Source organism: Erwinia persicina (assembly GCF_014838825.1).
GTDB classification, from domain to species: Bacteria; Pseudomonadota; Gammaproteobacteria; order Enterobacterales; family Enterobacteriaceae; genus Erwinia; species Erwinia persicina_A.
The window spans coordinates 1,278,860-1,299,622 of record NZ_JACYMO010000001.1; the positions used below are offsets into that span (position 1 = coordinate 1,278,860).

19 protein-coding genes are annotated in these 20,763 nt (G+C 59.0%); 12 read left to right on the top strand and 7 right to left on the bottom strand.

Annotated features, from left to right (window positions below; translation table 11 throughout):
* Positions 1 to 11: 11 nt before the first annotated feature.
* From pdxB to tctD, 3 genes are all read right to left on the bottom strand, one after another.
* The gene (gene pdxB / locus IFU29_RS05725) at positions 12 to 1,139 is read right to left on the bottom strand and encodes a 4-phosphoerythronate dehydrogenase PdxB (protein WP_342214443.1); all 1,128 of its coding nucleotides are present in this window, start codon (positions 1,137 to 1,139) and stop codon (positions 12 to 14) included.
* Positions 1,140 to 1,204: 65 nt separating this feature from the next.
* On the bottom strand, positions 1,205 to 2,596 hold the full coding sequence (locus IFU29_RS05730; RefSeq protein ID WP_191933023.1) for a sensor histidine kinase: 1,392 nt from the start codon (positions 2,594 to 2,596) through the stop codon (positions 1,205 to 1,207).
* Positions 2,593 to 3,258, bottom strand: a complete 666-nt coding sequence (gene tctD / locus IFU29_RS05735; protein WP_191933024.1) for a transcriptional regulator TctD — start codon at positions 3,256 to 3,258, stop codon at positions 2,593 to 2,595. Before tctD ends, IFU29_RS05730 begins: the two co-directional genes overlap by 4 nt.
* A gap of 120 nt (positions 3,259 to 3,378) precedes the next feature.
* On the opposite strand from tctD, the gene IFU29_RS05740 reads away from it, so the two are divergent.
* From IFU29_RS05740 to IFU29_RS05750, 3 genes are read left to right on the top strand one after another with little or no spacing between them, the layout of a single operon-like run.
* Positions 3,379 to 4,359 carry a Bug family tripartite tricarboxylate transporter substrate binding protein gene (locus IFU29_RS05740; RefSeq protein ID WP_191933025.1) on the top strand — a complete coding sequence of 327 codons (981 nt, stop codon included), beginning with the start codon at positions 3,379 to 3,381 and terminating at the stop codon, positions 4,357 to 4,359.
* An 11-nt stretch (positions 4,360 to 4,370) separates the two neighbouring features.
* A complete protein-coding gene (locus IFU29_RS05745) occupies positions 4,371 to 4,802 on the top strand; it encodes a tripartite tricarboxylate transporter TctB family protein (protein WP_191933026.1) in 432 nt (143 codons plus the stop codon).
* A gap of 11 nt (positions 4,803 to 4,813) precedes the next feature.
* Positions 4,814 to 6,325: a tripartite tricarboxylate transporter permease gene (locus IFU29_RS05750; protein WP_062742987.1), complete on the top strand. Its 1,512-nt coding sequence runs from the start codon at positions 4,814 to 4,816 to the stop codon at positions 6,323 to 6,325.
* A gap of 51 nt (positions 6,326 to 6,376) precedes the next feature.
* Here IFU29_RS05750 and IFU29_RS05755 read toward each other — a convergent pair whose 3' ends face one another.
* Positions 6,377 to 7,159 (bottom strand): AraC family transcriptional regulator, encoded by a 783-nt coding sequence (locus tag IFU29_RS05755; protein ID WP_191933027.1) that lies wholly within the window; start codon positions 7,157 to 7,159, stop codon positions 6,377 to 6,379.
* Between the two features lie 99 nt (positions 7,160 to 7,258).
* On the opposite strand from IFU29_RS05755, the gene IFU29_RS05760 reads away from it, so the two are divergent.
* Positions 7,259 to 8,134 (top strand): DMT family transporter, encoded by an 876-nt coding sequence (locus IFU29_RS05760; protein WP_191933028.1) that lies wholly within the window; start codon positions 7,259 to 7,261, stop codon positions 8,132 to 8,134.
* A 126-nt stretch (positions 8,135 to 8,260) separates the two neighbouring features.
* Positions 8,261 to 9,319, top strand: coding sequence for a flagella biosynthesis regulator Flk (gene flk / locus IFU29_RS05765; RefSeq protein ID WP_191933029.1), 1,059 nt, complete (start codon positions 8,261 to 8,263; stop codon positions 9,317 to 9,319).
* Positions 9,320 to 9,367: 48 nt separating this feature from the next.
* On the opposite strand, the gene IFU29_RS05770 is transcribed toward flk, so the two are convergent.
* Together IFU29_RS05770 and IFU29_RS05775 are read right to left on the bottom strand one after the other, a co-directional pair.
* On the bottom strand, positions 9,368 to 10,816 hold the full coding sequence (locus IFU29_RS05770) for a sugar porter family MFS transporter (protein WP_062742991.1): 1,449 nt from the start codon (positions 10,814 to 10,816) through the stop codon (positions 9,368 to 9,370).
* Between the two features lie 152 nt (positions 10,817 to 10,968).
* A complete protein-coding gene (locus IFU29_RS05775; protein ID WP_191933030.1) occupies positions 10,969 to 12,162 on the bottom strand; it encodes an MFS transporter in 1,194 nt (397 codons plus the stop codon).
* Between the two features lie 199 nt (positions 12,163 to 12,361).
* On the opposite strand from IFU29_RS05775, the gene IFU29_RS05780 reads away from it, so the two are divergent.
* The 7 genes from IFU29_RS05780 to IFU29_RS05810 all read left to right on the top strand — a co-directional run bounded on the left by IFU29_RS05780 (position 12,362) and on the right by IFU29_RS05810 (position 20,233).
* A complete protein-coding gene (locus IFU29_RS05780) occupies positions 12,362 to 13,051 on the top strand; it encodes a hypothetical protein (protein ID WP_191933031.1) in 690 nt (229 codons plus the stop codon).
* A 459-nt stretch (positions 13,052 to 13,510) separates the two neighbouring features.
* A complete protein-coding gene (locus IFU29_RS05785; protein ID WP_062742995.1) occupies positions 13,511 to 14,497 on the top strand; it encodes an autoinducer 2 ABC transporter substrate-binding protein in 987 nt (328 codons plus the stop codon).
* A gap of 51 nt (positions 14,498 to 14,548) precedes the next feature.
* On the top strand, positions 14,549 to 16,048 hold the full coding sequence (locus IFU29_RS05790; protein WP_191933032.1) for a sugar ABC transporter ATP-binding protein: 1,500 nt from the start codon (positions 14,549 to 14,551) through the stop codon (positions 16,046 to 16,048).
* The gene (locus IFU29_RS05795) at positions 16,041 to 17,027 is read left to right on the top strand and encodes an ABC transporter permease (protein WP_191933033.1); all 987 of its coding nucleotides are present in this window, start codon (positions 16,041 to 16,043) and stop codon (positions 17,025 to 17,027) included. Before IFU29_RS05790 ends, IFU29_RS05795 begins: the two co-directional genes overlap by 8 nt.
* Position 17,028: 1 nt before the next feature.
* Entirely contained in the window at positions 17,029 to 17,982 is a 954-nt protein-coding gene (locus IFU29_RS05800; RefSeq protein WP_191933034.1) for an ABC transporter permease, read from the top strand.
* 14 nt (positions 17,983 to 17,996) lie between these two features.
* A complete protein-coding gene (locus IFU29_RS05805) occupies positions 17,997 to 19,634 on the top strand; it encodes an FGGY-family carbohydrate kinase (protein ID WP_191933035.1) in 1,638 nt (545 codons plus the stop codon).
* Positions 19,631 to 20,233: a KpsF/GutQ family sugar-phosphate isomerase gene (locus IFU29_RS05810; RefSeq protein ID WP_191933036.1), complete on the top strand. Its 603-nt coding sequence runs from the start codon at positions 19,631 to 19,633 to the stop codon at positions 20,231 to 20,233. The genes IFU29_RS05805 and IFU29_RS05810 overlap by 4 nt, the downstream gene beginning before the upstream one ends.
* 38 nt (positions 20,234 to 20,271) lie before the next feature.
* Here the strand turns inward: IFU29_RS05810 and IFU29_RS05815 are convergent, their stop codons facing one another.
* Positions 20,272 to 20,757, bottom strand: coding sequence for an Hcp family type VI secretion system effector (locus IFU29_RS05815; protein ID WP_191933037.1), 486 nt, complete (start codon positions 20,755 to 20,757; stop codon positions 20,272 to 20,274).
* Between the last annotated feature and the right edge of the window lie 6 nt (positions 20,758 to 20,763).

Consider the following 20,763-nt stretch of genomic DNA (forward strand, 5'->3'; position numbering starts at 1 on the left):
TAGGAAAATACTTAAAGGCCGGTGGCGTTAAAGCCCAGCCTGTTCAGCAACGCGACGGTGTCGGCGTTATCACATTCAACCCGCAGCGAAGACCATTCGCGCCGCTCCTGATAATGCTTGCGCAGCCGGTCAAATTCACCCGGGATTGCCGCCACATGCCGCAGCGGCGCATCATCGCGGCGCACATCATACACCAGATGCACCAGACGTTTCAGCGTTGCCTGATCCAGTTCACCGCGCAGCGTGATACGGCCGAATTCCGGGGCGGGCAGCAGCGTCTCCAGCGCCACCTGCTGTGGCTGACCAATAAACTGTGTCCAGGCCTCAAACACCTGCGTGGTGCCGCGTGCTTTTCCTTCCAGGGTGTACCCGGCGATATGGGCGGTGGCGATATCAACCTTTTTCAGCAGCGGCAGCGACAGGTCCGGCTCCGGCTCCCAGACGTCCAGCACCACGCTGAGATCGTCACGCTGGCCCAGTACCGTCAGCAGTGCGGCATTATCTACTACCGGGCCACGGCAGGCGTTGATCAGAATGGAACCCGGCTTCAGCGCCCGCAGCAGCTTCTCATCGGCCATATGCCAGGTCTGGTAAGGGCCCTGCTTAAACAGCGGGGTGTGGAAGGTGAGAATATCCGCTTCCGCGACCAGCTCTGCCAGCGGCAGGAACGTCCCCGTGTCACCGCGATCGGCACGCGGCGGATCGCACAGCAGCGTGCGGATCCCCAGTGCCTCAAGCCGCGCCTGCAGGCGGCTACCGACGTTGCCCACACCGACGATGCCCACCGTACGGTCGGTTAACAGGAAACCGTCTCGTTCAGCCAGCAGCAGCAGTGAGGAGAAAACATACTCGACAACGGCAATGGCATTGCAGCCGGGGGCCGCCGAAAAGGCGATACCCTGCTGGTTCAGCCAGGCCTCGTCAATATGATCCGTCCCTGCCGTGGCGGTGCCGACGAATTTCACCGGCTTGCCGTTAAGCAACTCCGCATTCACTTTAGTGACCGATCGCACCATCAGCCCGTCGGCATCGTCCAGGGCCGCCTGGGGGATCGGACGCCCCGGCACGGCCACCACGTCGCCGGTGCGGCTGAACAGTTCACGGGCGTAGGGCATATTTTCATCAACGAGGATTTTCACAGTCGGTTTCCAGTTGGTTCGGTGAGGGGGTATATTCTGCCACAAAGCGACGAACAGGGGCATCCTCAGCGCACGGAAGGAACCGGGGTGAAAGCAATCCCGACCTGCAGACCGCCGAGGGTGGGACTCTGTGACAGCCGCGCCTGGCTACCGTGCCAGCGGGCGATATCTTTTACCAGGGCCAGCCCCAGTCCGGTTCCCGCCACCTGGCTGCCGTGTTCCAGCCGGTAAAAGGGTTGCAGCACCTGCTGGCGCTCCGACTCCGCGATCCCCGGCCCGCTGTCCTCAATATGCAGCACGCCCTGAATAACGCTGGCGGTGATCATGCCGCCTTCCGGGGTATATTTGATGGCATTATCCAGCAGGTTAGCGCAGAGCTCCGTCAGTAACAGCACATCCCCGCGCACCTGGCAGTGCTCGTCCCCTTCGTAGCCAAGATCAATCTGCCTGCTGCGCGCCTGCGGATAGCGCAGCAGGCAGGCTTCGCGCACCAGCTCCGCCAGGTCGAGAGTGGCCATCGGCTGATTCTGCTGCATGGCTTTAATGCGCGACAGCTGCAGTAACCGGTCGGTGAGCATAATCGTGTCGTCCAGGGTGTGGCGCATCCCCTGCAAACTCTCCTGCCAGACGGCGGGGTTCTGGCTGTTCAGCGCGACGCTGACCTGGGTTTTCAGGATCGTCAGCGGCGTTCTTAACTGATGTGAGGCGTCGGCGCTGAAACGCTGCTGTCGCGCCACCATCGCCCTCAGTCGCTCAATATAACGGTTGACTGCCACCATCAGTGGCTGGATTTCCGACCAGGGCAGCACCGCCGGGAGGGGGGTCAGATCGCCCGGGTCACGGAGCAGCATGACCCCGGACAGGCGACGCAGCGGACGCAGAACCTTGTGCAGCACCCAGCTCGCCAGCAGCAGAGTGATGAGCACCAGCGCCCCCTGACTCAAAATGGCGTTATACAGCAGCCCACTGGCAAAGTCCCGGCGCGAGGTCAGCGTTTCCGCCACCAGCACCTGCGCCATTCCCTGCACATTCTCTTCATTCACCGGCTGCCACAGGGCAGCGACCCGGATAGGCAGCCCGTTGTAGTCGGCATAGTAAAAATGGACCAGTGCCGGATAATTACGCGACAGTGGGGTATTTTTTGGCAAGGGCGGCAGATCGTCATAGCCGGAGAGGGTTTTGCCCTCAGGTGAGATCACCTGATAGTACAGCTGGTCGTTCATATTGCGCTCAAAACTGTCGAGCACCACCCAGGGCACGTCCACTTCCAGATGCCCCTGATGCACGCGGATGCGCTCGGCCACGGTGCGGGCCGATGCCAGCAGCGAACGGTCGTAAGCCTGATTGGCCGCCTGTAAGGCGCTGGCGTAATGAGTATAAACCGACAGCGCCCAGAGGGTCAGCAGAGGCAGACCCAGCCAGAGCAGCAGATGTGCGCGCAGGGAAGCCAGTTTCATACATGATGCTCAAGGCTGTATCCCAGCCCGCGCAGCGTCACAATCGAGACATTACTGCCCGACAGCTTTTTCCGCACGCGGTGAACGTAAAGCTCAATACTCTCCAGGCTGGCCTCATCCGCCAGGGTAAAGGTCTGCTCGTAAAGCTGCTGCCGCGATACCGGCCTGCCGCGTCGCTGCATCAGCGTGATCAGCACGCTGCTTTCACGTGGCGTCAGCGCCAGCGGCCGGTGTTGCAGTTCAAAATACCCTTCATTGTGAAACACCAGTTCCCCGAAGGTCTGTGCCTCCCTGACCTGCCCCTGGCTACGGCGCAACAGCGCGCGGATGCGCGCCTCCAGCTCCTCCAGTTCAAACGGTTTACTCAGATAATCATCCGCCCCCTGATTCAGCCCGCGTACCCGATCCGTCAGCTCATTGCGCGCCGTCAGCAGCAGGACGGGCATGGTCTGCCCGCGCTTGCGCAGGCGGCCCAGCAGCTCCAGGCCGTTGAGCCGCGGCAGAGAAATATCTAACAGCACCAGTTCATAGTGCTCGGTTTGCAGCAGATGATCGGCGGCGACACCATCCGCCATCCAGTCCACAGCAAAACCCGCCTGGGTCAGAGCCTTCTGCAGCCAGCAGGCCAGTTCCGCCGTATCTTCCACCAGTAAGAGACGCATATCACACCCTGTTATCTTTTTCCGTTGGCTGAAAGGTAAATGAAAGGTTACTAAGTTAACAATTTAACAACCCCATTTTTTGGGAGGGCTCACAAACTGAATGATAAGAAGGGAGCAGTGATGAAAATAATGATCCGCACCACTTTAGCCAGCGCCCTGCTGATGCTGACCACCCCGACCGTCTTTGCCGCTGAGGCCCCTTCCCGCACCGAGTGCATCGCTCCGGCGAAGCCTGGCGGCGGTTTCGATCTGACCTGTAAGCTGTTGCAGGTTACGCTGCAGGGCACCCAGCAGATTAAAACGCCAATGCGCGTCACCTACATGCCCGGTGGCGTTGGAGCCGTGGCCTATAACGCCATTGTGGCGCAGCGGCCAGCCGAACCCGGCACGGTCGTGGCCTTCTCCGGTGGTTCGCTGCTGAATCTGTCTCAGGGGAAATTTGGCCGTTATTCCGTCGACGACGTGAAGTGGCTGGCGGCGGTAGGCACGGACTACGGCATGGTGGCGGTACGCAGTGATTCACCGTACAAAAATCTCGGGGACCTGCTGAAAGCCATGAAGGACGATCCGAACAAAGTGGTAATCGGCGCGGGGGCGTCTATCGGCAGCCAGGACTGGATGAAAACCGCCCTGCTGGCCCGCGATGCTGGTATTGACCCACGTAAGATGCGCTATGTCGCCTTTGAAGGCGGCGGCGAGCCAGTCACCGCACTGTTAGGCAACCATATCCAGGTGGTCTCCGGCGATATCAGTGAAATGGTGCCCCACTTACAGGCGGGTAAGCTGCGCGTGCTGGCGGTGATGGCCGATAAACGCCTGCCGGGCGTGCTGGCCGACGTGCCCACCGCCAAAGAGCAGGGAGTGAATGTGGTCTGGCCAATCATTCGCGGCTTCTACCTCGGGCCGAAAGTGACCGATGCCGAATACCAGTGGTGGGAGGATGCCTTCAGAAAAATGTCCCAGACCGACGAATTTAAACATCAGCGCGATTTGCGCGGCCTGTTTGAATTCAATCTGTTCGGTAAAGAGCTGGACAGTTACGTGAAGCAGCAGGTGGCTGACTATCGCGAGAAGGCCAAATCCTTCGGCCTGGCGAAATAAGGGAGGCGACCATGAGCGATCGTATTTTTGCCAGCGTCTGGCTGCTGCTGTGTATCGGCGGCCTGGTGATCGCCTGGGGCATCCAGAGCGAATACAGCTACGAGCCCGTGGGGCCGCGTCCTTTCCCGATGATTATTCTCGGGCTGATGGCGCTATGCGCTTTCTGTCTTCTCCTGCGTAAACCCGACGCGATCCACTGGCCTGCCCGGGGCACCCTGAAGCGCCTGCTGCTGCTGATGGTCAGCCTCGGACTGTATGGGGCGCTGTTTGAAAGCCTCGGATTCCCGCTGTCAACGACGTTACTGACCTTCGCCATCGGGCTGCTGTTCGGTGCCACCTGGTGGGCAGCCGCGTTATCGGGCGTGGTGATGGGCATCACGCTGTTCTACGCCTTCGATCGCCTGCTTGAAGTGACCTTACCGCTCGGCACCTGGTTGAGCTAACGGAGAATAAAATGGATACCTGGTCCTTTCTGATGCAGGGATTTGCCGTCGCCATGACGCCGGAAAACCTGCTGATCGCCTTAATCGGCTGCTTTATCGGTACCATCGTCGGCCTGCTGCCCGGGCTGGGCCCGATCAACGGCGTGGCCATTCTGATGCCGCTGGCCTTTGCCCTGCACCTGCCGGCAGAGTCCGCCCTGATCCTGCTGGCTACGGTCTACATCGGTTGCGAGTACGGCGGCCGCATCTCCTCGATCCTGCTCAACGTGCCGGGGGATGCCGGAGCCATCATGACGGCGCTGGATGGGTATCCGATGGCGCAGCAGGGACGGGCCGGCGTGGCGCTGTCCATCTCCGCGGTCAGCTCTTTTATCGGTTCAACCATTGCCATTGTCGGGATCATTCTGTTCGCGCCGATCCTCGCCAACTGGTCGCTGGCCTTTGGTCCGGCGGAGTACTTTGCGCTGATGGTGTTCGCCATAGCCTGCCTTGGCAGCATGATGAGCCAGAACCCTCTGAAATCCTTCCTCTCTGCGCTGATTGGCCTGAGCATGGCCACGGTGGGGGTAGATGCCAACACCGGGGTTTACCGCTTCACCTTTGACAGCGTACATCTCTCCGACGGCATTCAGTTCGTGGTGGTGGTCATTGGCCTGTTCTCGGTCAGTGAGATCCTGCTGATGCTGGAATCCACCAGCGGCGGGCAGAAAGTGGTGCGCGCCAGCGGCCGGATGCTGTTCAATATGAAAGAGGCCGCACAGTGTACAGGGGCCACCCTGCGCTCCTCGCTGATCGGCTTCTTTGTGGGCGTACTGCCGGGTGCCGGTGCGACCATTGCCAGCGCCATCGCCTATATGAGTGAGAAAAAAATCGCCGGCGGTGAGACCTTCGGCAAAGGGGATATTCGCGGAGTGGCCGCGCCAGAGGCCGCCAACAATGCTTCGGCCTGCGGCTCCTTTATTCCGATGCTGACGCTGGGTATTCCGGGGTCCGGTACCACGGCGGTCATGGTCGGTGCGCTGACGCTGTATAACATCACTCCCGGACCGGCCATGTTTACCGAACAGCCGGATATCGTCTGGGGGCTGATTGCCGCACTGCTGATCGGCAACGTGATGCTGCTGATCATGAACATCCCGATGATCAATATCTTTGCCCGCATGCTGACCATCCCGCTGTGGTTCCTGGTCCCGGCCATTGCCGCGATCTCGGCGGTGGGCGTCTATGCCGTCCACAGCACCACCTTCGATCTGCTGCTGATGGTGGGACTGGGGATATTCGGCTATATCCTGCGCAAAATGGATTTCCCCATGTCGCCGCTGATCCTGGGATTTGTGCTCGGGGGGATGCTGGAGCAGAACCTCCGTCGGGCGCTGTCCATCAGTAATGGCAATCTGCCGATCCTCTGGGAAAGCCTGATCTGTAAGCTGCTGCTGGTACTGGCCGTCGGCGTTCTGGTCGTGCCACCCATCTGGAAACGCTGGCGACGTCAGCGTCTGCAGGCGCGCAGCGATCTGTCATAACCGGGTGAATAACCGCACAGGGCGGCCCTTCAGGGCCGCCCTTTTTTATGCTCATCCCGCGCTGCGGTGACGGTAGCGCTCCGGCGTGGTGCCCGACTGCTGCTGAAACATCACAATCAGCGCTGAAGCCGAACTGTAGCCCAGATCCAGCGCCACGTCCTGCACGCTTTTTCCCTGTTCCAGCAGGGAAATGGCATGCAGAAACCGCAGGCGCTGCCGCCACTCGCTAAACGACATCCCCAGCTGTGACTGACAGCGCCGGGACAGCGTACGCTCGGTGGTGTAGACGCGTTTTGCCCACTGCGCCAGCGTGGTGTTATCCCCCGGGTTCTGTTCCAGCGCCAGCAGCACCGGCGACAGCATCTTATCCGGCGTGGAGGGCAGATAACTTTGCTGACTTTCCGCCGTCCGTAGCTGGTCGAGCAGCACCTCGCACAAACGCTGGTCCTGCTCTGTCTGCGGCACCAGCAGCTGCCGTCGGGCACACTCTTCAATAATCGCATGAACCACCGGGCTGACGCGCAGCAGACAGGCGCGGTCAGGTAATCCGGCACAGGCTTCTGCCGCAATATTCAGCGTGCGAAAGTGTGCCTGCTTATGGTTGTAGCTGGCGTGCTGCTGGCCCGGCGGCACCCAGATAGGCAGATTCGGCGGGGTCAGCAGACGCTCCCCTTCCACCTGCATCTCCAGCACATTGCATTTGACAAAGATCACCTGCCCCCAGCGATGCCGGTGAGGAAGGTACTCCGTGCGGGCATTGGCCTGTTCGTAGCGGAAGAAAAGCCTGAGCTGTTCTGCATCCGCCGGGGCGCTATAGGTGAGTTGCTGGATCATCTTGTCCGGTTCCATGGTACTTTTGTCTTATTATCGTTATCTGTATTAAATGTGACAAGCTTACACTACTCCGCTAACGGATTAATAAAGAGAAAAGTGATGAGTTTTATGTTTCCCCTGCTGGCGGTGCTGATCTGGTCGGTTAACGCCATTGTCAGCAAAATGTCGGCTGCCGCGATCGATCCGGCGGCGATCTCCTTTTACCGCTGGCTGCTGGCGCTGCTGGTGCTGACCCCCTTTGCCCTGCCCGGCGTCTGGCGTCACCGCCAGCAGATCGCCCGGTCGTGGTGGAAACTGCTGGTGCTGGGCCTGCTCGGCATGGTGCTGTACCAGAGCCTGGCCTACTATGCGGCGCACAGCGTCAGCGCCCTGTTTATGGGCATTCTGAACGCGCTGATCCCGTTGCTGACCGTGCTGTTAAGTGTGGTGGTGATGCGGCTGGCCCCGACGGTCGGCATCCTGCTGGGCAGCCTGCTCTCGTTCTGCGGCCTGGTCTGGCTGGTCAGTGCCGGGCATCCGGCGCAGCTGCTGTCCCACGGCCTCGGTAAAGGGGAGATGATGATGTTTGCCGCTTCGGCTTCTTATGCCCTGTACGGCGTACTGACTAAGCGCTGGGCCATTCCGCTACCCAACTGGCAGAGCCTGTGGGTGCAGATCTTCTTCGGGGTGCTGTTGCTGACACCTAACTTTTTGATGGCACCGGACGTGTCACTGAATGCGCAGAATATTCCATTAGTCCTGTTTGCTGCCATCCCGGCGTCGGTGATCGCCCCCTTCCTGTGGATCCAGGGCGTCATGAGGATGGGGGCCAGCACCGCCAGTATCTTTATGAACCTGGTGCCCATTTTCACCGCGATTATTGCTGTCACCTTTCTGCATGAATCGCTGCACAGCTACCACTTTATTGGCGGAGGGATCACGCTGGCAGGGGTGATCCTCGCCCAGCGACTCCGTATTCCCCTCTCGCGGCAATAAATATCGCATAAAGGGCCGCGATTGCGCCGTCGGCTCTACCTATCACCGGGCGGGGTTGTTATCATAGCGGATAACTATTCTGCTCCGGCGCCCCCCGGACGTTGACTTTGACTGAAGGACTTCGCCATGCAACCTATAAGCGGCCCCGGTGCGCCGTTACCCGGCGATCGCCCGACGATCGATGCCCCTCCCGGCAGTGTACGCCCGGGTAGCCCTGCGGGGACCGCAGCAGCCGGCGAACAGCCGCTAACGCCTGCCCAGCGCACCACGCTGGAACGCCTGATCGTCAAAATTATGTCGCTCAGTTCGCTGAAATCGCCCGAACTGTGGGCAGGTCTGCGCCATGAAGTGGGGGTAAAAAACGACGCCGGGCTGCAGGCGCGTCATTTTCCGCCTGCGGAACAGTTTCTGAATACCCGCCTGTCACAGGTGCAGAACACGCACGCCACGCGCCAGCTGCTGCAACAGCTGACCGACCTGCTGCCGACCGGCAATAACCGCCAGGCGGTGAGTGATTTTATTCGTCAGCAGTTTGGCCACACTGTACTCAGCTCCCTGAATCCTGACCAGATGCGTCAGGTACTGACGATGCTGCAGAATGGTCAGATGGCCATCCCCCAGCCGCAGCAGAACCGCGTCACCGACCGCTCCCTGCTGCCTGCGGAACATCAGACGCTGAACCAGCAAATTTCACGCCTGGCGGCAGCCACCGGAGAGCAGCCGGTCAAACTGTGGGCCTCGCTGCTGAAAGTGGTCAACCTGCACGGCGGTGACCCGATCCCCTCGCGCTTTTTCCCGCTGATGAACCAGTATTTACAGACCAGCCAGACCCTGAGCCAGCACGCCGCACCGACGCTCCATCTGCTGACAACCACGCTGAAACAGCCGCCGGATGCGGGAGAACAGCGAATGCTGGAAGACTACAGCCAGCAGCGTTTTAACGCCACGCCGCAGACCCTGCTGACTCCCACCCAGACTCAGGACCTGCTTAACCAGCTGTTCAGCCGCCGCGCCGAACGCCAGCAGGAGCAACCGCTGGCCGACAGCGAACTGAATCCGCGCCCGGTCACCGTCCCGCTGTGGGGGGCGCTGCCGCCCGTTCTGCAGCCGCTGGCCAACCGTCCGGTATTTACCGCCTTTGCCGTGCTGCTCCTGCTGGTGCTGTTCCTCTGGATGCTGTTTTAATTCTGACGTTATTGCCGGCGCAGAGGCTATCCTCTGCGCCGGCCTGTTTTACGCCGTTGCTTCGCTAACCTTGTTTTCGCCAAATTTGTCGCGCATATGCTGCTCAATCTCCTCCAGACTTTTCCCCCGCGTTTCAGGCAGCATAAAGGCCACGAAGGCCAGCGAGCCGATATTAATAATGGCGAAAATAAAGAAGACCTTACTGCCGGCAAAAGCCATCAGCGGTGGGAAGCCGAAGGCCACCACTGCATTGAAGATCCACTGCATGGACACCGCAGTGCCGGTGAGTGCGCCGCGAAGCTGCATGGGGAACAATTCTGACATCAGCAGCCAGTACACCGGCGAGATACACATCTGCATAAAGAACAGAAACAGCAGGATCAGCCCCAGCGCCAGATAGCTCTGGGTTAATCCGACCGGGACCAGCGTCATCACCAGCCCCAGCAACACCTGAGCAGCAATCACAAAAAACAGCCCGGTCATCAGCATTTTCCGGCGCGGGAAGCGGCTGACGGCCCAGATCCCGACACAGGTTGCCAGCACCGAGACCACGCCATTGCCAATGGTCGCGGCAATGGCGGCACTGGTGCCGAGGCCGGTGGATTTAAGAATGATCGGCGTGTAATACATAAACCCATTAACGCCGGTAAACTGGATCACAAAACCCAGCCCCGTGCCGGTTAACAGCAGACGTAATACCCATTTCTCCCGGATCAGGGTGCGTACATCCGGCCCACGCTCTGCTTTACGTGCCTGCTTTTTCATTTCATTCATTTCCTTACGCACCTCACGCGGCGTTTCGCGCAGGTATTTCAGGATGTTCTTCGCTTCCTTCAGCCGCCCTTCTGCCACCAGCCAGTGAGGCGAGGCAGGAACAAAAAAGGTGCCAATAAACAGCAGCAGACCAGGGATCATGGCAATCGCCAGCATATAGCGCCACAGATGTTCATCGTGAAGCAGGTAGCTGAGTAAGGTACTGGCTACATAGGCCACCAGCTGCCCGGTGACGATCATCAACTCATTGCGGCTGACCAGCGGTGCCCTTAATTTAGGCCCGGCGATTTCAGCAATAAAAACCGGAACGGTGGCCGAACCGCCGCCGACGGCAATCCCCAGCAGGAAACGCATGGCCACCATCACAGGGACGGAAGGGGCGAGGGCCGTGCCAAGTGAACCCAGAACAAACAGCACGGCCAGGCTGCGCAAGGTGAGCCGACGGCCAAATTTGTCCGAAAAAAAGCCGCTAAGGAAAGACCCCAGTGCAGCGCCGAAGACCAGCGATGACGCTACCAGCCCTTCGGTAAAGGAAGTTAACCCCAGCCCGCCCTGTGCGGCAGGCGCAGACATATAGGGCAACGCCCCCGAAATAATGCCGGTGTCGTAGCCAAAGGCCAGCGCGCCCATCGTGGCCACCAGCACCACAAAGAAAATGCGTTGTCTGACGGTGACTGCGCGCTCAGTCTCATCACCCGATGAGTCAGCAGATGTTGTGTTCATATAATCCCTGAATAAAAAGAAAGACCTGTGACGCTCACACGACTTGTGAAATCGCTTACACGGTGAGTCGGGCTAAAAGTGTAGACTCCGTCACAGTTTTCGCCAATTTATCAGAAGATTAACCACCGCAGTCTTTCAGGCCGCAGGCAAACTCAGCCGTCTGCGCTACTGACCGTCGTGCGCGAGAAACTGAAAGTGACCGCTATGCCCGCCAGCGCACAGACCGTACCGGCAGCAAATACCGCCCCGTAACCCAGCGTCGTGGCCAGCACGCCCGTTAGCGGCCCGCTGACGCCGTAGGCGATATCCTGAAATGCCGAAAATCCGCCCAGCGCGGTACCGCGCACCTGCGGAGCCACGCGCCTCAGCACCTCCACGCCCAGCGCCGGGAAGACCAGTGAACAGCCGCAGCCGGTCAGTGCCGCGCCCGCCAGCGCCATACCGCCACTGGTCGCCCCTGCCAGTAGCAGCAGGCCGCAGGCCTCAACCGCCAGAGAGATCAGGGCAACGCGAATACCTCCGAGACGGTCCGGCAGCCCGCCAAACAGCACGCGGACCAGCACAAAGGCCAGCCCAAAGGCGGTGAGGGCAAAGCCGGCATTGCCCCACTGCTGGTCAGCAAAATAGAGCGACGTGAAGGTACCGATCACCGCGAAACCGACGCCCTGTAAGGCCAGCGCCAGACCCGGCCGGGTAATCAGGCCCACCACCTTCCACAGCGAAGGGCGCTGCCCGCCATGGACGGGCACACCGCGAATACCGGCATTGAACAGCAGCGCCACTAACGGCAGCAGCAGCGTGGCCACACCCAGCGCCTCAAAGCCCCACAGGCTGTGCAGCCACAGCCCCAGCGGAGCACCGGCGGCCAGCGCACCATAAATGGCCATGCCGTTCCACGACATTACCTGTCCCCCGCGCTTAGGCCCCACCAGGCCCATTCCCCAGGTCAGGTTTCCGGTCAGCAACTGGCTTTCACCAAAGCCCAGCAGCAGACGGCCAGCCACCAGCAGGCCAAATTTCCCCATCACCGGCAACGGCAGCAGCGCCGCCAGAAGATAGGCAACGCCCACCAGCGCCAGCGCCAGCATCCCCTGCAGGGTCGACCGCTTCGCCCCGCGCTGATCGGCCAGCCGCCCGGCATAGCCACGCGTCAGCAGTGTGGCAAAGAACTGTACACCCACCGCCAGCCCCACCATCACATTACTCAACCCCAGCTCATGGTGGACGTACAGCGGGATCACCGGCAGGGCAAGGCCCGCCGTGAGGTAAGTAAGAAAGACAGCAAAGGCAATACGCGCCAGTGCGCGCGTCCCCTGCTTCGGGCTGATATCTGAAAGGGTGGGCATGGTAAACGTCTCCTGGTGACCCCTGCGGCACAGCCTGTGCCGCCGATCCGGTCTGGATGAAATATTATTTGCAAGGGAATACACGGCGGCTAAACCGGGATAAAAAGGGGTGACATCAGCAATATTACAGAATGCCCTTCGTGAGTCAGCCCGCCGTCGTTTATTATCACGGCAACATGGGCTATTCGGGAATAAGAAATTGAAAACAGGGGCTATCGTATTCACGTTTTCCGCACTGCTGGCCAGTACTTCTGCCTTTTCCGCTGAAGAAGAGAGCTGTCGTAACGGCTTTTTCCCCGGCTACCAGGGCGAGTATCACCAGGCGGAAATTCGCGCCGGGGCCGGTCAGGTGCATTTCTATGATGATATGAACGGCTGCCCGGAAAAAGGCGAAAGTTGTGCACGGAAGGCCTGGCTGGTGCCGGGCAACACGGTGCTGGTTGCGCAGACCAAACCCGGCTGGAGCTGCGTCTGGTATTTTGCTAAAAAACGCGATTTTACCAGCTGGATCCCCTCTGCCAGCCTGAGCCCGATCCCGACCCGCACCGTGCAGGAAGCGGACTGGCTGGGACGCTGGCTGCCCGTCGAAGGTAATAATGTGATTACCCTCTCCCGCCGTGGTGGCCACCTGCACGTCAGCGGTAACGCAGACTGGCACGGGGGTATCAACAGCTACGGTGAACAGGTGGTGCATGTGGGCGAAATTGACGATGACGCCACGGTGAAGGGAAACCGTCTGACCTTTGGCGTGCCGGACTCAACGACGTATGAGTGCGGCGGCGAAATGCTGTTGGTTAACGGTAACCTTATCGTGCGCGACAACAGTAACTGCGGCGGGATGAACGTACGCTTCGATAGCGTATATCGCCTGGCAGAAAAGACAAAATAGTCGGCAGCCCTTTGTGCCTCGAGGGAGGCAATGCGCCTGGACTGACCTCCTGTAATGAAATTACGTTTCTCCCCCTCTTTTTTTTCGTTCGCATCGGCGAGAAATGAGGGGGAAATCGCGAGGATTCTCGCATTATGCGCACAACGCCGCCTGAATCACATCCGGCTTGCCGCTTTCCGAAGGAGAATGCCTCGCTCAATCACCTGACTTGTTAATTAAAAGTTAACAAAAATAAAAACAAACAAATAAATAACATTTTTCCGTAGTAAAAAAACAACAAAGACATCAGTTTAAACAAAAATTTAACCTAATTATTTATTGATTTTAACATTAAGGGTCAGCGATCACACTTCTGCGCTCTGCTCAACTCTTCGCCAAAATCTTCTTGCTATCTTGTTTCGGTGGTCAACGCCACCTCTTACCTGACAAAAACAACGAACCGGATAACAAGGTACTGCTATGAAATTTAACCTCTCGTTACTCAACGCCTGTGTCGTCTCTGCCTGCATGTTGTTCGCGACTCCCCTGCTGGCCGCAGAAAAACATGATATCGCCGTGGTAGCCAAGGTGACCGGTATTCCCTGGTTCACCCGTATGGCCGTCGGCGTGGATGAAGCCGCGAAAAAACTGGATGTTAACGCTTACCAGGTGGGGGGATCCACCGCTGACCCGGCGCAGCAGGTCAAGGTGATTGAAGACCTTATCGCCAAAAAAGTCGATGCGATTATCGTGGTACCGAATGATGCAAAAGTGCTTGAGCCGGTACTGAAAAAAGCACGCGCTCAGGGCATCGTGGTCCTGACCCATGAATCCCCGGACCAGCCGATTGGCCAGTGGGATGTCGAGACCATCGACAGCGTCAAATATGCTGAAAAGAACATGGATGAACTGGCCAGCAGCATGGGCGGTAAAGGCGGCTATGCCATCTATGTCGGTTCCCTGACCGTGCCGCTGCACAACGCCTGGGCGGATGCGGCTATCAAATATCAGAAAGAAAAATACCCTGACATGCACGAAGTCACCTCGCGCCTGCCGGTGGCAGAGAGTATTGATAAATCTTACGCCACCACGCTTGACCTGATGCGCACCTACCCGGATCTGAAAGGCATTATCGGCTTCGGTTCGCTCGGCCCGATTGGTGCCGGGCAGGCAGTGAAGAGCAAACGGGCGAAGAATAAAATTGCCGTCGTCGGCATTGCGATGCCAGCCCAGGCGGCACCCTACCTGGCGAGCGGTGATATCAAAAAAGCCCTGCTGTGGGATCCGAAAGATGCCGGCTTTGCGCTGGTCAGCCTCGCGGACCAGCTGCTGGACGGCAAACAGGTTACCCCGGACCTGACCATTGACGGCTTGGGTAAAGCCGATGTGGATATGGAACACCATGTGATCCGCTTTAACCGCATCCTTGAAGTGACCAAAGATAACGCGAAATCCCTCGGCTTCTGATCGTATCGGGCCAGTCTCTGCTGGCCCTGTTCCACACCAGGGTACTGAATTATGTCCACGCAAACACCGTTTATCTCGCTGGAAAATATCAGCAAATCCTTCCCGGGCGTACGCGCACTGAATGCGGTAACGCTGACGCTTAACCGGGGTGAAGTACACTGTCTGGCCGGGCAAAACGGCTGCGGAAAAAGCACGCTGATCAAGGTGATCTCCGGGGTTTACCAGCCGGACAAAGGATCGCATATCAGCATTGACGGTAAGCTACTGACCCACTTAACACCGGCCCTTTCTGCCTACTACGGCATTCAGGTGATCTATCAGGATCTGTCTCTGTTCCCGAATCTGTCGGTGATGGAAAATATCGCCGCCCATCGCTTTCTGCCGGGCGGCAACTTCTGGGTCAACCGCCGGGCGATGCGCCAGCTGGCGCAGGAGACCATGGCGCGCATTGGCGTGCAGCTTGACCCGTCGCGCAAGGTTGAAAAACTGTCGATAGCCGACCGCCAGCTGGTGGCCATCTGTCGCGCGCTGGCTGCCGATGCCAGCCTGGTGATCATGGACGAACCCACCGCCTCCCTGACCCGCCACGAGGTTAACGGCCTGCTGCGGGTGGTCAGTGAATTGAAAGCCGCCGGGATCTGCGTGGTGTTCGTCAGCCATAAGCTGGATGAAGTGATGGAGGTCTCTGACCGCATCAGCGTCATCCGCGACGGCAAACTGGTCGGCACCTATGCCGCCAGCAAACTGGACAGCGACGAGCTGGCCTGGCTGATGACCGGCCAGCGCTTCAGCTTCAGCCACCTGCCGGAGCGTGCCGAACGCAGTGACACGCCGCTGCTGGAAGTGCGCAACCTCTCACGCCGCAACCAGTATCAGCAGATCAATTTGCAGTTAAGAAGTGGCGAAATCACCGCCATCGTCGGCCTGCTGGGGGCCGGGCGAACCGAACTGTGCCTGTCACTGTTTGGCATTACCCAACCCGACAGCGGTCAAATCATCCTTGACGGTAAGCCGGTGAAACTGCGCAACAACCGCGACGCCATCCGCCACGGTATTGCTTACGTATCGGAAGACCGGCAGACCGAAGGGCTGATCATGACGCAGTCGATCTTCGATAACCTGCTGGTGCCGATCTTCCCGCACCTGCGTAATCGTCTGGGCCTGCTGGACCGCGATGAGGCACGTCAGCGGGCATCAACACTGATCCGCGAGCTGAATATCAAAGTCTCCGACAGTCAGCTGGCGGTTCAGACCCTGTCCGGCGGTAACGCGCAGCGCGTGGCGATTGGTAAATGGGTCGCCACCCGGCCGAAGGTGCTGATCCTCGACTCCCCTACCGTCGGCGTCGATATCGCCAATAAAGAGGGGATCTATCGTATTGCCCGTGAGCTGGCCGAGTCCGGTATGGCGGTGCTGATGATTTGCGATGAGATCCCGGAAGCTTACTACAACAGCCACCGCGTGCTGGTGATGCGCAAAGGTGAGCTGGTCGCCAGCTTCGCCCCGCATCAGTGCCGCGAAGAGGAGATTGCCGGGGTGGTCAATGAATAACAAATTACGACATCTGGCCAGCCAGCACGAGTTCTGGCTGGGTATGCTAATTGTGCTGCTGGCGCTGGGCCTCAGCCTGCGCACCAGCGAGTTTCTGACGCTCGGCAATCTGACTGACGTCGCCACCAGCTACGCCATCCTCGGCATTCTGGCCTGCGGCCTGTTTGTGGTGCTGATCGCCGGAGGGATTGATATCTCGTTCCCGGCCATGACCGCCATTGCACAATACGTAATGGCCAGCACCATGCTGGCGCACGGCGGCAACCTGTTCAGCGCCTTTGCGGTGGCCATCGCCTGTGGCCTGCTGTTAGGGATGCTTAACGGCCTGCTGGTCTTTCTGCTGCGGGTCCCGGCGATCATCATCACTATTGCCACGCTGAACCTTTTTTACGGACTGCTGGTCTGGGCGACAAACGGCACCTGGCTGTACGGCTTTCCCGACTGGTTTATGAACGGCATTAACTGGTTCTCGTTCACCGCCGCCGACGGCTACGAATATGGCTTGACGCTGCCGCTGCTCTGCCTGCTGGCGGTTTTCGTCCTGACCGGGGTGCTGATGAACTTTACCCGCGTCGGGCGGCAGATCTACGCCATGGGCGGCAGCCGCGAGTCGGCGTCACGTCTTGGTATCAATCTGCGCAGCCTGCATCTGGCGGTGTATGGCTACATGGGCGTGCTGGCCGGGGTAGCGGCCGTTGTTCAGGCGCAGACCACACAGTCCGTTGCCCCCAACTCACTGGTGGGTTACGAGCTGACGGTACTGGCAGCGGTGGTACTGGGCGGGACCAGCATGAGCGGAGGTCGCGGTACGCTGACCGGCACCCTGCTGGGCGTGCTGTTGCTGGCCTTTCTGCAAAACGGCCTGACGCTGCTGGCGGTGTCGTCCTACTGGCATATGGTGTTTAGCGGCATCATTATTCTGGTCAGCGTCAGCGCTACGGCCTGGAATGAAAAACACCAGCGCGCAAAGGGGAACTGAGATGCAAACATTACTGAATAAACTGCCGGGTGACCGCATTATCCGCCTGCAGGTCCTGATGCTGGTGGCGGTACTGGTGTTGTTTTCCCTCACGCTGGGCGGGCGCTTTTTCAGCGTCGGTAACTTCCAGTCGATCGCCAGCCAGCTGCCGGTGCTCGGTCTGCTGGCGCTGGGCATGGGCGTGACGATGCTGACCGGCGGCATTAACCTGTCAATCATCGCCAGCGCTAACGCCTGTTCGCTGCTGATGGCCGCGCTGATTGTTGCCCATCCTGACCAGCCGCAGTGGATAGCGCTGGCGCTGCTGGCCGGGCTGGCCCTCGCCGTGGTAATTGGCGTGGTCAACGGCGTACTGATTGCGGTGATTGGTGTGTCGCCGATTCTGGCAACGCTGGGTACCATGACGCTGATTGCCGGGCTGAATATCCTGCTGTCTGACGGTGCGGTGATCTCCGGCTTCCCGCCGCTGATCCAGATGCTTGGCAACGGCGATGTCGCCGGCGTACCGCTGTCGCTGCTGCTTTTCCTTGCCGTCGCAGCCCTGATGTGGCTGCTGCTGGAACGCACCACGCTGGGACGCACTATTCTGCTGCTGGGCAGTAACGAAAAGGCCACGCGCTTTAGCGGGGTCAACACCACCCGCGTGACCATTGTGGTGTATATCCTGTCGGCGCTGATGAGCTGGGGTGCGGCGCTACTGATGATGTCGATGTTTAACTCCGCCAAAGCCGGCTACGGCGAGTCCTGGCTGCTGGTGACCATCCTTGCCTCCGTGCTGGGTGGCATCAATCCGGACGGCGGCTTCGGGCGCATTCCCGGCCTGATCCTGGCGCTGATCGTGCTACAGATGCTGGAAAGCGGGCTGAACCTGCTGGGGGTGAGCAGCTACCTCACTATGGCCCTTTGGGGTGGTGTACTGATCCTGTTTATTGCGTTGCAACATCGCAGAACCTGAGACTGAGGATAAAAATGGCGAGCTATTATATTGGTGTGGATGTGGGAACCGGCAGCGCCCGCGCAGGCATTTTTGATGTTACCGGGCGCATGATGGGCCAGGCGAGCCGTGAGATCGCGTTGTATCGCCCGCAGGCTAACTTTGTTGAACAGTCTTCTGACAATATCTGGCAGGCGGTGTGTCAGGCCGTGCGCGATGCCATTAATCAGACCAATATCAATCCGGTACAGATTAAAGGGCTGGGTTTTGATGCCACCTGTTCGCTGGTGGTACTGGATAAAGAGGGCCAGCCGCTGACGGTCAGCCCGTCCGGGCGCAGCGAGCAAAATATTATTGTGTGGATGGATCACCGCGCCATTGTTCAGGCGGAACGTATCAATGCGTTAAAACACCCGGTGCTGGATTATGTCGGCGGGGTGATTTCTCCGGAAATGCAGACGCCGAAACTGCTGTGGCTGAAGCAGCATATGCCCGCCAGCTGGCAGAACGTCGGGCACCTGTTTGACCTGCCCGACTTCCTGACCTGGCGCGCCACCGGCGATGTGACCCGTTCGGTCTGTTCGCTGGTGTGCAAATGGACCTGGCTGGCGCACCAGGACGGCTGGGATAGCAGCTACTTCAAACAGGTGGGGCTGGAGGATCTGCTGGAGCACGATGCGGCGAAAATTGGCAGTGACGTTAAAGGCATGGGTGAACCGCTGGGTCGCGGGCTGACGCAGCGTGCGGCCAGCGAACTGGGCCTGCTGCCCGGTACGCCGGTCAGCGCTTCCATCATCGATGCCCACGCCGGCAGCCTGGGGACGCTGGGCGCTGCCGGTCCTTCCGGTGAACTGGCTGACTTTGACCGCCGCATTGCACTGATTGGTGGTACGTCAACCGGGCATATGGCCATCTCCCGTGAGCCGCGCTTTATTAAAGGCGTGTGGGGGCCTTACCTCTCGGCGGTACTGCCCGACTTCTGGCTGAACGAGGGCGGGCAGTCCGCTACCGGAGCGCTGATAGACCATGTGATCCAGTCACACCCCTGCTATACCCAACTGCGGGAGCAGGGGCAGGCTCAGGGCAAAACTATTTATGAGGTCCTCAATGCCCTGCTGCGCAAGATGGCCGGTGACGCGGATAAGATTGCTTTTCTGACCCGCGATATCCATATGCTGCCCTACTTCCACGGCAACCGCTCACCGCGTGCAAATCCGAACCTGACCGGCATCCTGACCGGGCTGACGCTGTCGCGCACCCCGGAAGATATGGCCCTGCACTATCTGGCGACCATTCAGGCCATTGCCCTTGGCACCCGGCACATTATTGAAACCATGAACCAGACGGGCTACAGCATTGACACCATTATGGCCAGCGGCGGCGGCACCAAAAATCCTGTTTTTGTGCAGGAGCACGCTAACGCCTCCGGCTGTACCATGCTGCTGGCAGAGGAGAGTGAATCAATGCTGCTGGGCAGCGCGATGATGGGCACTGTTGCGGCAGGCGTCTATGACACGCTGCCGGAAGCGATGAATGCCATGAGCCGCATTGGCAAAACCGTGACGCCGCAGACCAATGAGATCAAACGCTATTACGATCGTAAATACCGCGTGTTCCGTGAGCTGTATCACGACCATATGAAATATCAGCAAATGATGCAGGAGGAGAGATGACCCCGGAGCAGAGCTGGCAACAGGCCAGCACAGCCTGGGAAACCTACCGTCAGGCGCTGGATACACTGCACACCCAGCTTGACCGTCAGCAGTGGCTGGCAGTGCTGGACGCCCTCGCCACCTGCCCCGGCAAGATCGCTGTGACCGGGATTGGCACCTCCGGCATTGCAGCACGTAAAATTGCTCATATGCTGGCGTGCATTGAACACCCGGCGATCTGGTTAAGCGCCGCCGATGCCGCCCACGGTGATATCGGCTTCCTGCGCAAGGGCGATATCCTGATCATGCTGTCGCGCGGCGGTAACTCGGAGGAGCTCACCCGGCTGTTGCATACGGTCAACGTCAAGGGCTGTACACTGATCAGCGTCACTGAAAACGCCCACTCTGCCATTGCCTGGGCTGCCGACCTGCTGCTGTTGATGCCAAAATCGCAGGAGATCGATCCACTGAAGATGCTGGCCACCACTTCTATTATCAGCGTGCTGGCGGTGTTTGACGCGATGATCGCAGTGCTGATGTCGCAGAGCGGTTTCAGCAAGAAAAACCTGCTGGAGGTGCATCCGGGGGGGAATGTGGGGAAAGTGTTGAGGGAGGAGTGATGCTAAAGGCTCTCAACTAACACGTCCCTCCCTTTTTCTTATGCAGTAGGTCGTTCGTTCCAGGCATCATGTGCTAACAAATTACCGTCATTATACAGATGAGTAATTTTCTCGTAGCTTAGAGCGACCTCTTCCATGTGACCAGTACCAGGGCAGCCTCGCGTATCGTGCATAACAGGACTGACACTAATAACTTTCACCCCTTCAAGAGTGATTAGATAATATTCCACCTCTTGCCCGGCATCGTTAATGTGATAAAAACTGAATGCTGCGGATTTCAGTGTCTGCCCTGTTGCTACCGCTTTGAACAGATAAGGAGAGGAGCTATCGAGTTCTTTCGTAAACTGGAAAGGGTAATGCTGACGTGTGCCAGTCACTTTCCCCGTAGCCCTATCAGTTGGAATTGTCAGGCTGTGATGAAGGCTCCTGAGTTCAATGCTTCCTTCACGGCCTGCAACATCACAAGATCCACGAATTGTTGCGCCACCGTCATCGGTCAAAAATAAGTGTACAGGTACCGCCATTTTTAG